The 8746-nt window shown below is 56.1% G+C and carries 20 protein-coding genes; all 20 read left to right on the forward strand.

From position 1 onward, the window contains the following. Positions 1-39 precede the first annotated feature (39 nt). The 20 genes from rpsS to rpsK all read left to right on the forward strand — a co-directional run bounded on the left by rpsS (position 40) and on the right by rpsK (position 8741). Entirely contained in the window at positions 40-315 is a 276-nt protein-coding gene (rpsS, locus tag ACESMZ_RS09265; protein ID WP_091854875.1) for a 30S ribosomal protein S19, read from the forward strand. A gap of 17 nt (positions 316-332) precedes the next feature. After that, positions 333-665, forward strand: coding sequence for a 50S ribosomal protein L22 (rplV, locus tag ACESMZ_RS09270; protein ID WP_248236470.1), 333 nt, complete (start codon positions 333-335; stop codon positions 663-665). Positions 666-676: 11 nt separating this feature from the next. Beyond that, positions 677-1360, forward strand: coding sequence for a 30S ribosomal protein S3 (gene rpsC, locus ACESMZ_RS09275; RefSeq protein WP_372956493.1), 684 nt, complete (start codon positions 677-679; stop codon positions 1358-1360). 12 nt (positions 1361-1372) lie between these two features. After that, positions 1373-1786: a 50S ribosomal protein L16 gene (gene rplP, locus ACESMZ_RS09280; RefSeq protein WP_091854879.1), complete on the forward strand. Its 414-nt coding sequence runs from the start codon at positions 1373-1375 to the stop codon at positions 1784-1786. Next, the gene (gene rpmC / locus ACESMZ_RS09285; RefSeq protein WP_372956494.1) at positions 1786-1977 is read left to right on the forward strand and encodes a 50S ribosomal protein L29; all 192 of its coding nucleotides are present in this window, start codon (positions 1786-1788) and stop codon (positions 1975-1977) included. Before rplP ends, rpmC begins: the two co-directional genes overlap by 1 nt. A gap of 1 nt (position 1978) precedes the next feature. Further along, a complete protein-coding gene (gene rpsQ / locus ACESMZ_RS09290) occupies positions 1979-2245 on the forward strand; it encodes a 30S ribosomal protein S17 (protein ID WP_372956495.1) in 267 nt (88 codons plus the stop codon). A gap of 18 nt (positions 2246-2263) precedes the next feature. Continuing rightward, a complete protein-coding gene (gene rplN / locus ACESMZ_RS09295) occupies positions 2264-2632 on the forward strand; it encodes a 50S ribosomal protein L14 (protein ID WP_091854882.1) in 369 nt (122 codons plus the stop codon). A gap of 16 nt (positions 2633-2648) precedes the next feature. Further along, on the forward strand, positions 2649-2969 hold the full coding sequence (gene rplX, locus ACESMZ_RS09300) for a 50S ribosomal protein L24 (protein ID WP_091854883.1): 321 nt from the start codon (positions 2649-2651) through the stop codon (positions 2967-2969). A gap of 24 nt (positions 2970-2993) precedes the next feature. Next, positions 2994-3524: a 50S ribosomal protein L5 gene (rplE, locus tag ACESMZ_RS09305; RefSeq protein ID WP_372956616.1), complete on the forward strand. Its 531-nt coding sequence runs from the start codon at positions 2994-2996 to the stop codon at positions 3522-3524. A gap of 12 nt (positions 3525-3536) precedes the next feature. Continuing rightward, the gene (gene rpsN / locus ACESMZ_RS09310; protein WP_091854887.1) at positions 3537-3842 is read left to right on the forward strand and encodes a 30S ribosomal protein S14; all 306 of its coding nucleotides are present in this window, start codon (positions 3537-3539) and stop codon (positions 3840-3842) included. Positions 3843-3927: 85 nt separating this feature from the next. Then, entirely contained in the window at positions 3928-4320 is a 393-nt protein-coding gene (rpsH, locus tag ACESMZ_RS09315) for a 30S ribosomal protein S8 (protein ID WP_372956496.1), read from the forward strand. Between the two features lie 9 nt (positions 4321-4329). Beyond that, on the forward strand, positions 4330-4863 hold the full coding sequence (gene rplF / locus ACESMZ_RS09320; RefSeq protein ID WP_372956497.1) for a 50S ribosomal protein L6: 534 nt from the start codon (positions 4330-4332) through the stop codon (positions 4861-4863). A 9-nt stretch (positions 4864-4872) separates the two neighbouring features. Continuing rightward, a complete protein-coding gene (gene rplR / locus ACESMZ_RS09325; protein WP_091854893.1) occupies positions 4873-5220 on the forward strand; it encodes a 50S ribosomal protein L18 in 348 nt (115 codons plus the stop codon). A gap of 12 nt (positions 5221-5232) precedes the next feature. Next, positions 5233-5733 carry a 30S ribosomal protein S5 gene (gene rpsE, locus ACESMZ_RS09330; RefSeq protein ID WP_372956498.1) on the forward strand — a complete coding sequence of 167 codons (501 nt, stop codon included), beginning with the start codon at positions 5233-5235 and terminating at the stop codon, positions 5731-5733. A gap of 4 nt (positions 5734-5737) precedes the next feature. After that, the gene (gene rpmD, locus ACESMZ_RS09335) at positions 5738-5923 is read left to right on the forward strand and encodes a 50S ribosomal protein L30 (protein ID WP_092016150.1); all 186 of its coding nucleotides are present in this window, start codon (positions 5738-5740) and stop codon (positions 5921-5923) included. Between the two features lies 1 nt (position 5924). Continuing rightward, complete coding sequence (gene rplO, locus ACESMZ_RS09340; protein WP_372956499.1) at positions 5925-6359, forward strand: 50S ribosomal protein L15; 435 nt, start codon at positions 5925-5927, stop codon at positions 6357-6359. Positions 6360-6376: 17 nt separating this feature from the next. Beyond that, a complete protein-coding gene (secY, locus tag ACESMZ_RS09345; protein ID WP_372956500.1) occupies positions 6377-7696 on the forward strand; it encodes a preprotein translocase subunit SecY in 1320 nt (439 codons plus the stop codon). A gap of 32 nt (positions 7697-7728) precedes the next feature. Further along, a complete protein-coding gene (gene rpmJ, locus ACESMZ_RS09350; protein WP_004580765.1) occupies positions 7729-7842 on the forward strand; it encodes a 50S ribosomal protein L36 in 114 nt (37 codons plus the stop codon). Between the two features lie 138 nt (positions 7843-7980). Further along, positions 7981-8337, forward strand: a complete 357-nt coding sequence (rpsM, locus tag ACESMZ_RS09355; protein WP_372956501.1) for a 30S ribosomal protein S13 — start codon at positions 7981-7983, stop codon at positions 8335-8337. A 14-nt stretch (positions 8338-8351) separates the two neighbouring features. Then, positions 8352-8741 (forward strand): 30S ribosomal protein S11, encoded by a 390-nt coding sequence (rpsK, locus tag ACESMZ_RS09360; protein ID WP_007153992.1) that lies wholly within the window; start codon positions 8352-8354, stop codon positions 8739-8741. The last annotated feature ends 5 nt before the right edge of the window (positions 8742-8746 follow it).

Here is an 8746-nt window from a genome sequence, read left to right on the forward strand (position 1 = left end):
TCGTTCGGCCAAGTAAACGACTACATAGAGGTAATTGCTGTGCCACGTTCTTTGAAGAAAGGTCCTTTTATAGACCTGCATCTGTTGAAGAAGGTCGAGACAGCTCTGGAAGCGAATGACAAGCGGCCGATCAAGACCTGGTCCCGTCGTTCCACGATCTTTCCGGAGTTCGTCGGTCTGACCATTGCAGTCCACAACGGCAAGCAACACGTGCCCGTGTACGTGACCGAAGACATGGTCGGTCACAAGCTGGGCGAGTTCGCGGCAACGCGGACTTATCGTGGTCATGCAGCCGACAAGAAAGCTAAACGCTGATTGTGAGGGGAAAAGAAATGGAAGTAGCAGCCAAGTACAAGGGCGCTCGCCTCTCTGCTCAGAAAGCACGTCTTGTCGCTGACCAGGTACGTGGCAAGGCGGTTGAGGACGCCCTGAACATTTTGACTTTCAGCCCGAAGAAGGCATCGGTGATCATCAAGAAAGCTCTTGAGTCCGCCATTGCCAACGCTGAGCACAACGAAGGTCTTGATGTGGATGATCTGCGGGTTTCCACCATCATGGTGGATGAAGGTCCGACGCTCAAGCGGATCAAGGCTCGAGCCAAGGGGCGCGCTGACCGTATTTTGAAGCGCACCTGTCATATCACCGTCAAGGTCGCCGACAAGTAGGAGATGCTCAGATGGGTCAGAAAGTAAATCCAACCGGCATCCGGCTTGGTGTTGTCAAAGAGCACAACTCCATCTGGTACGCCGAGAAGAAGGACTACGCGAATAAACTGCTGAATGATATTCAGGTTCGCGGATTCCTGGAAAAGCGTCTTGAAAAGGCGTCAGTCAGCAAGATCGTGATCGAGCGCCCGGCTCAGAATGCCCGTATCACGATCCATACCGCCCGTCCCGGTATTGTTATCGGCAAGAAGGGTGAAGATGTTGACCGTCTTCGTCGCGAAGTCAGCGAGAAGATGGGCGTGCCTGTGCACATCAACATCGAGGAAGTCCGCAAGCCGGACCTGGATGCCAAGCTGGTAGCGCAGAACGTTGCCGGTCAGCTCGAGCGTCGTGTGATGTTCCGTCGTGCCATGAAGCGCGCGGTTCAGAACGCCATGCGCCAGGGCGCCAAGGGCATCAAGATCCAGGTTGGTGGACGTCTCGGGGGTGCCGAAATTGCCCGTTCCGAGTGGTACCGCGAAGGTCGCGTTCCTCTGCATACTCTGCGTGCAGACATTGACTACGCCACCTATGAAGCGCATACCACTTACGGCGTTATCGGCGTAAAGGTATGGATCTTCAAGGGTGAGATTCTTGGTGGTATGGATGAGGTCCGTGCTGACAAGAATGCCTCTCGCAAGAAAGGTTCCAAGTAAAGGGGCACTCGTATGCTGCAGCCAAAACGCACCAAATTCCGAAAGGTAATGAAAGGCCGTAACACCGGTCTCGCTCAACGCGCCAACAAGGTGAGCTTCGGTGAATACGGATTGAAAGCGACGACTCGTGGACGTATAACGGCACGCCAGATTGAGGCGGCCCGTCGTACCATGACTCGTCGGATCAAGCGGGGTGGAAAGATCTGGATCCGGATCTTCCCGGACAAGCCGATTTCCAGCAAACCGCTTGAAGTACGTATGGGTAAAGGTAAGGGTTCTGTCGAGTACTGGGTAGCCGAAATCCAGCCAGGTCGTATGTTGTACGAGATGGAAGGGGTTTCTGAAGAAGTGGCACGTGACGCGTTCACGCTCGCCGCAGCCAAGCTGCCCGTTCAGACCACCTTTGTAACGAGGACGGTGATGTGATGAAAGCAACAGAGCTGCGTGAGAAGTCAGTCGACGAGCTGAACAAAGAGCTGATCGACCTCCTGAAGGAGCAGTTCAACCTGCGCATGCGCAAGGCGACAGGTCAGCTGAATCAGAGTCACCTTCTCAGCAAGGTGAAGCGCGACATTGCTCGTGTGAAAACGGTATTGAATGAAAAGGCAGGACAGTAACATGACTGAAGCTACCAAAACTGCCAGAACCCTTAACGGCAAAGTCGTGAGCAACAAGATGGACAAGTCCGTCGTTGTTCTGGTGGAGCGTCAGGTGAAGCACCCGCTTTACGGCAAGTACGTAAAGCGCTCCACCAAGATCCAGGCTCACGACGAGCAGAATCAGTGCAATATCGGTGATCTGGTAACCATCCAGGAAACCCGCCCCATCTCGAAAAACAAGAGTTGGGCTCTGGTTGAAGTCACCGAACGCGCTTCCAAGGTGTAATTCGCCCGGAGAACAACCATGATTCAGACTCAAACCATGCTTGAAGTCGCTGATAACAGCGGCGCGCGTCAAGTGCAGTGCATCAAGGTCCTGGGCGGCTCACACCGGCGTTATGCAAGGGTCGGGGATATCATCAAGGTAACCGTAAAGGAAGCCATTCCCCGCGGTAAGGTGAAGAAGGGCCAGGTCCTCAATGCTGTTGTTGTGCGCACCCGCAAGGGTGTCCGTCGTCCTGACGGATCACTGATCCGCTTTGATGGCAACGCAGCAGTACTTCTTAACAACCAGGACGCGCCGATCGGTACCCGTATTTTCGGGCCGGTTACCCGCGAACTGCGGAATGAGAAGTTCATGAAAATTATCTCACTGGCACCCGAAGTACTGTAAGGACTAGAGGCCGGTTATGAAAAAGATCAAACGAGATGACGAAGTCATCGTGACCACGGGTAAAGACAAGGGCAAGCGCGGCAAGGTCCTGAAGGTTCAGGACGACGGTCGGCTGGTAGTGTCTGGCATCAATATGATGAAGAAACACACCAAGCCGAATCCGATGCTCGGCACCCCGGGTGGCATCGTCGAGAAAGAAGCGCCTATCCAGGCTTCCAACGTGGCTATTTTTAATCCGCAGACCGGCAAGGCCGATCGCGTAGGCTTCCAGATCAAGGAAGACGGCGCCAAGGTGCGGATCTTCAAGTCCACGAACGAAGCTGTCGATAACCAGTAAGGGGTGGTGGTTACGATGCTTAACATGAAAGAGCAGTACAGTCAGGAAGTGATACCTGCCCTGCAGAAAGAGTTCAGCTACAAGAACGTCATGCAGGTGCCGCGTATCGAAAAAATCACCCTGAACATGGGTGTTGGCGAAGCGGTCGGCGACAAGAAGCTGATCGAGAACGCCGTTGCAGATCTGGAGCGTCTGGCAGGCCAGAAGGCTGTTGTGACCAAGGCCCGCAAGTCGGTTGCCGGCTTCAAGATCCGCGAAGGTTGGCCTATCGGTTGTAAGGTGACCCTGCGCGGTGAGCGTATGTGGGACTTCTTCGATCGCCTGGTTCACATTGCCATTCCCCGCGTGCGGGACTTCCGGGGCCTTAACCCCAAGTCCTTCGACGGTCGTGGCAACTACAGCATGGGTGTGCGTGAGCAGATCATCTTTCCCGAGATCGAGTATGATCGGGTCGACAAGATTCGTGGTCTGGACATCACCATCACCACGACTGCTGAAACCGACGATGAAGGCCGCGAACTGTTGAAAGCCTTTGGCTTTCCGTTCAAGAAATAAGGAACGAGTGACATGGCAAAGGTTTCCATGAAGAACCGCGAGCTCAAGCGCGAACAGACGGTGCAGAAATACGCCGCCAAGCGTGCCGAGCTCAAGGCTATTATCAAGAACCCGAATACCAGCGACGATGAGCGCTGGGAGGCTCAGATGAAGCTGCAACAGCTTCCTCGTGATGCGAGCCCCTCACGCCTTCGCAATCGTTGCCAGGTGACTGGTCGTCCCCATGGCGTCCTCCGCAAGTTCGAACTGTCACGGATCAAGCTCCGTGAGTACGGCATGCGTGGTGATGTTCCGGGCCTGACCAAGTCAAGCTGGTAAGTGTCACCGCGATTCGTCGCGGTGATCGTTGGTAAGCGGTGCGGCAAGCCGCTGCACAACTAAAAAGATCAGGAGCCTCATACCAATGAGTATGCAAGACACGCTTGCGGATATGTTTACCCGTATCCGTAACGCACAGATGGCACAGAAGGCCGACGTGGCCATGCCGTCTTCCAAGATGAAGATCTCGGTAGCCCAGGTCCTCAAGGACGAAGGCTACGTAGAGGATTTTTCCGTCTCAGCTGATGCCAAGCCGGAACTGACCATTACCCTCAAGTATTTCGGTGGCAAACCGGTTATTGAGGAAATCAAGCGGGTCAGTCGCCCCAGCCTGCGCCAGTACAAGGGCTCAGGCGAACTGCCCAAAGTGGCAGGTGGCCTGGGTGTCGCTATCGTGTCAACGTCCAAGGGCGTTATGACAGACCGCGCTGCGCGCGCTGCCGGCGTCGGTGGCGAAGTCATCTGCACCGTATTCTAGGAGAAAGACATGTCCAGGGTTGCCAATAATCCTGTCGTGCTGCCTTCCGGTGTTGAGGTTAAGCTGAACGGACAGGACATTAACGTAAAGGGCTCCAAGGGAGCGCTTGATTTCACCATTCACCAGGCGGTGGAAGTTACCCAGGAAGAAAACGTCCTGCGGTTTGTTCCCCGTGATGGTGCCAAACAGTCCCGCGCTCTTGCTGGCACAACCCGCGCACTGGTTAACAACATGGTTACCGGTGTGTCTTCCGGGTTCGAGCGCAGGCTCAACCTGACCGGTGTTGGTTATCGTGCGCAGGCACAGGGCAAGAAAATCAACCTGACACTGGGCTTCTCCCATCCGGTTGAGTATGAACTGCCCGAGGGGATCACCGCTGAAACTCCGTCCAACACGGAGATTGTTATCCGCGGGATCGACAAGCAACAGGTTGGCCAGGTCGCTGCTGAAATCCGTGCGTTCCGTCCGCCCGAGCCTTACAAGGGCAAGGGTGTGCGTTACTCGGATGAGCAGGTCAGACGCAAAGAAGCCAAGAAGAAATAAGGCGGGACTATGAGCGCGAATACTGAAAGATTGCGTCGCGCACGTAAGGTGCGCATGAAGATCCGTAAGCTGGGCACTGACCGCCTCTGTGTACATCGTACACCGCGGCACATGTACGCCCAGATCACCACCGCTGATGGCAGCAAGGTTATCGCTTCTGCCTCGACGCTGGACAAGGACCTGCGTCAGGGTGCTACGGGTAATGTGGAAGCAGCCAAGAAGGTTGGTCAGCTGATCGCTGAGCGTGCCAAGGCTGCTGGTGTCGAAAAGGTCGCTTTTGACCGGTCCGGCTACCGTTACCATGGCCGCGTTCAGGCCCTGGCCGACGCCGCCCGTGAAGCTGGCTTGCAATTCTAAGAGGTGGAGAAGATGAGCGTTAACGAACAGAAGGCGCCTGAGCTCCAGGAAAAGCTGGTTCAGGTCAACCGCGTAGCCAAGGTGGTTAAGGGCGGTCGTATCTTTGCCTTCACTGCACTGACTGTAGTGGGTGATGGCAAAGGCCGTGTCGGTTTCGGTCGTGGTAAGGCCCGGGAAGTACCGGTAGCCATCCAGAAGGCCATGGAAGCTGCGCGCAAGAATATGGTGGACGTTGCTCTGGACGGCACTACGCTGCAGTATCCGGTCCGGGCACAGCATGGGGGCTCCAAGGTCTACATGCAGCCGGCATCCGACGGTACTGGTATCATCGCCGGTGGCGCGATGCGTGCGGTGCTCGAAGTAGCCGGTGTGCAGAACGTACTGTCCAAGTGTTACGGGTCAACCAACCCGGTGAACGTGGTACGTTCTACCATCAAGGGTCTCCAGGCAATGAAAGCGCCTGAAGATGTTGCAGCCAAGCGCGGCAAGACCGTGGAAGATATTCTGGGTTGAAGTCATGGCGAACAAGACAATCAAGGTTACACTGACCCGCAGCCCCATCAGCTGCCAGCCCAAGCACAAGCTGTGTGTGAAGGGCCTGGGTCTTCGTAAAATCGGTCATACCGTGGAAGTGGAAGATACACCGTCCATCCGCGGCATGATCAACCGGGTGAACTACCTGGTACGGGTGGAGGAGAACTAGGATGCGTCTGAACGAACTTAGTCCGGAACCGGGTTCACGCCCGTCCGCCAAGCGCGTTGGTCGTGGTATCGGTAGTGGTCTGGGCAAGACCGGTGGCCGCGGCCACAAGGGTCTGAAGGCTCGTTCCGGCGGCTCCGTAGCTCCCGGTTTCGAGGGCGGCCAGCAGCCGCTGGCCCGTCGTCTGCCGAAGTTCGGTTTCACTTCCCGTCAGCAGCGTTACGTGGCTGAAATTCGCCTGAACGAGCTGGCCAAGGTGGAAGGCGACGTTGCCGACCTGGATGCCCTGAAAAAAGCCGACGTAATCCGCGAAGAAATCCGCGCTGCGCGTGTGATTCTTTCCGGCGAACTGAGCCGTCCGGTAACCGTGAAGGGTCTGAAGGTGACCAAGGGCGCTCGTGAGGCAATCACTGCCGCGGGTGGCAAAGTCGAAGATTAAGGCGAGTCGAGGACTGCATGGCCAAGACATCATCAATGCCTGCGGGCGCGGGGAAGGGACTGGGGGAGCTGCGTTCGCGGCTCTGGTTCGTGGTCCTGGCGCTGCTGATCTATCGGATCGGTGCCCATATCCCTGTTCCCGGAATCAATCCGGATCGCCTGGCGGCACTGTTTGACCAGAATCAGGGAACCATCCTGAGCCTGTTCAACATGTTCTCCGGTGGTGCGCTTGAGCGGATGAGTATCTTCGCCCTCGGCATCATGCCCTACATTTCGGCGTCCATCATCATGCAGTTGATGACGGCGGTGAGCCCCAAGCTTGAGCAGCTCAAGAAAGAGGGTGAGTCCGGGCGTCGAAAGATCAGCCAGTACACGCGGTATGGTACCGTCGTGCTGGCCCTGGTGCAGGGCATGGGGATCTCCATGGGACTCGCGTCCCAGGGGGTAACCTTCAACGACAGCTTCAGTTTCCACTTCGTGGCCGTGGTCTCCTTTGTGAGCGGTGCGGTATTCATGATGTGGCTGGGCGAGCAGATCACCGAACGAGGTATCGGAAACGGCATCTCGCTGTTGATCTTCGCTGGTATCGTGGCCGGTTTGCCGGGCGCGATCGGGCAGACGCTTGAGCAGGCCCGCAACGGTGAAATGAGCCTGCTGGTGGTTCTGGGTATCGGCATCCTTGCCGTGGCAGTGGTTGGCTTTGTGGTATTCATGGAGCGTGGTCAGCGGCGACTGACCATCAACTATGCCAAACGTCAGCAAGGGCGCCGGGTGTTTGCCCAGCAGTCCAGCCACTTGCCGCTGAAGGTCAATATGGCAGGGGTTATTCCGCCGATCTTCGCATCGTCCATCCTGCTGTTCCCGGCCTCTCTCGGCCAGTGGTTCGGTCAGGGTGAAGGCATGGAATGGCTGAGTTCGGTATCCCAGGCGCTGGCGCCTAGCCAGCCTCTGTACATCATCCTGTTCGCAGCGGCAGTGGTTTTCTTCTGCTTCTTCTACACGGCGCTGATGTATAACCCGAAGGAAGTGGCCGATAACCTGAAGCGGTCGGGTGCCTTTATTCCGGGCATCCGCCCAGGTGAGCAGACCGCCAAGTATATCGACGGGGTGCTGACTCGTCTGACCCTGTTCGGTGCAATGTACATTGCAGCGGTATCCCTGTTCCCGCAGTTTCTGATGGTGGCAGGAAATGTTCCGTTCTATCTGGGCGGTACGTCGCTGCTGATTGTGGTAGTCGTGGTAATGGATTTCATGGCCCAGGTGCAGTCTCACCTGATGTCCCATCAGTATGAGTCGCTGATGAAGAAGTCCAACCTCAAGGGCTATGGCCGGGGCTGATTCGTCAGCCCCTCTGAAATCTGGAGTCGACAATGAAAGTACGCGCTTCGGTAAAGAAAATTTGCCGTAACTGCAAAGTAATTCGTCGCAATGGCTCGGTCCGGGTCATTTGCACGGAGCCTCGTCACAAGCAGCGCCAGGGCTGATTCACTCTGAATCACACTGGCCCTGTTTTGGGCTTGACTGATAGCGCTTGACTCCGTAGGGGGTCAAGCGCTATTATTTCGCGCCCTTTTTGTGGCGGAAAATTCACACAGCAAAGCTTTGAACGCGGAGTAATCTGGATGGCACGTATAGCCGGTGTCAATATACCCGACAACAAACATGCTGTTATCTCGCTGACCTATATCTTTGGTGTTGGCAAGACAGCAGCCCAGAAGCTTTGCGATGCAGCAGGTATCCAGCAGGATATCAAGATCAAGGACCTGTCCGACGATCAGCTCGAAACCCTTCGTACCGAAGTGGGCAAGCTGAGCGTGGAAGGCGATCTGCGTCGTGAAGTTCAGATGAACATCAAGCGTTTGAAGGATCTCGGTTGCTACCGTGGTCTGCGCCATCGTCACGGCCTTCCGGTTCGTGGCCAGCGCACCAAGACCAACGCGCGCACCCGTAAAGGTCCTCGCAAACCGATCCGAAAGTAAACAGGTAGGCAAACATGGCAAAGCCAGGTACACGTACCCGTAAAAAGGTGAAAAAGACGGTTGTTGATGGCGTCGCGCATATTCACGCGTCCTTCAACAACACTATCGTGACCATTTCCGACCGTCAGGGCAACGTCCTGTCCTGGGCCACCTCTGGTGGTTCCGGTTTCCGTGGGTCACGCAAGAGCACACCTTTTGCTGCGCAGGTAGCAGCTGAAAGAGCCGGTAATGCGGCTGCTGAATACGGCCTTAAAAACCTGGACGTAGAGGTTAAGGGTCCCGGGCCCGGGCGTGAATCTGCAGTTCGTGCGCTGAATGCGTGCGGCTACAAGATCACCAATATTACTGATGTGACGCCGATTCCCCATAACGGCTGTCGTCCGCCCAAGAAGCGCCGCGTTTAAAGGAG

The organism is Marinobacter sp. (assembly GCF_041690615.1).
In the GTDB taxonomy this organism is placed as follows: domain Bacteria; phylum Pseudomonadota; class Gammaproteobacteria; order Pseudomonadales; family Oleiphilaceae; genus Marinobacter.

What these genes read in the sequence shown, in the direction of transcription:
- rplV (WP_248236470.1), top strand. Translation starts at nt 333, where the DNA reads ATGGAAGTAGCAGCCAAGTACAAGGGCGCTCGCCTCTCTGCTCAGAAA.
- rpsC (WP_372956493.1), top strand. Translation starts at nt 677, where the DNA reads ATGGGTCAGAAAGTAAATCCAACCGGCATCCGGCTTGGTGTTGTCAAA.
- rplP (WP_091854879.1), top strand. Translation starts at nt 1,373, where the DNA reads ATGCTGCAGCCAAAACGCACCAAATTCCGAAAGGTAATGAAAGGCCGT.
- rpmC (WP_372956494.1), top strand. Translation starts at nt 1,786, where the DNA reads ATGAAAGCAACAGAGCTGCGTGAGAAGTCAGTCGACGAGCTGAACAAA.
- rpsQ (WP_372956495.1), top strand. Translation starts at nt 1,979, where the DNA reads ATGACTGAAGCTACCAAAACTGCCAGAACCCTTAACGGCAAAGTCGTG.
- rplN (WP_091854882.1), top strand. Translation starts at nt 2,264, where the DNA reads ATGATTCAGACTCAAACCATGCTTGAAGTCGCTGATAACAGCGGCGCG.
- rplX (WP_091854883.1), top strand. Translation starts at nt 2,649, where the DNA reads ATGAAAAAGATCAAACGAGATGACGAAGTCATCGTGACCACGGGTAAA.
- rplE (WP_372956616.1), top strand. Translation starts at nt 2,994, where the DNA reads ATGAAAGAGCAGTACAGTCAGGAAGTGATACCTGCCCTGCAGAAAGAG.
- rpsN (WP_091854887.1), top strand. Translation starts at nt 3,537, where the DNA reads ATGGCAAAGGTTTCCATGAAGAACCGCGAGCTCAAGCGCGAACAGACG.
- rpsH (WP_372956496.1), top strand. Translation starts at nt 3,928, where the DNA reads ATGAGTATGCAAGACACGCTTGCGGATATGTTTACCCGTATCCGTAAC.
- rplF (WP_372956497.1), top strand. Translation starts at nt 4,330, where the DNA reads ATGTCCAGGGTTGCCAATAATCCTGTCGTGCTGCCTTCCGGTGTTGAG.
- rplR (WP_091854893.1), top strand. Translation starts at nt 4,873, where the DNA reads ATGAGCGCGAATACTGAAAGATTGCGTCGCGCACGTAAGGTGCGCATG.
- rpsE (WP_372956498.1), top strand. Translation starts at nt 5,233, where the DNA reads ATGAGCGTTAACGAACAGAAGGCGCCTGAGCTCCAGGAAAAGCTGGTT.
- rpmD (WP_092016150.1), top strand. Translation starts at nt 5,738, where the DNA reads ATGGCGAACAAGACAATCAAGGTTACACTGACCCGCAGCCCCATCAGC.
- rplO (WP_372956499.1), top strand. Translation starts at nt 5,925, where the DNA reads ATGCGTCTGAACGAACTTAGTCCGGAACCGGGTTCACGCCCGTCCGCC.
- secY (WP_372956500.1), top strand. Translation starts at nt 6,377, where the DNA reads ATGGCCAAGACATCATCAATGCCTGCGGGCGCGGGGAAGGGACTGGGG.
- rpmJ (WP_004580765.1), top strand. Translation starts at nt 7,729, where the DNA reads ATGAAAGTACGCGCTTCGGTAAAGAAAATTTGCCGTAACTGCAAAGTA.
- rpsM (WP_372956501.1), top strand. Translation starts at nt 7,981, where the DNA reads ATGGCACGTATAGCCGGTGTCAATATACCCGACAACAAACATGCTGTT.
- rpsK (WP_007153992.1), top strand. Translation starts at nt 8,352, where the DNA reads ATGGCAAAGCCAGGTACACGTACCCGTAAAAAGGTGAAAAAGACGGTT.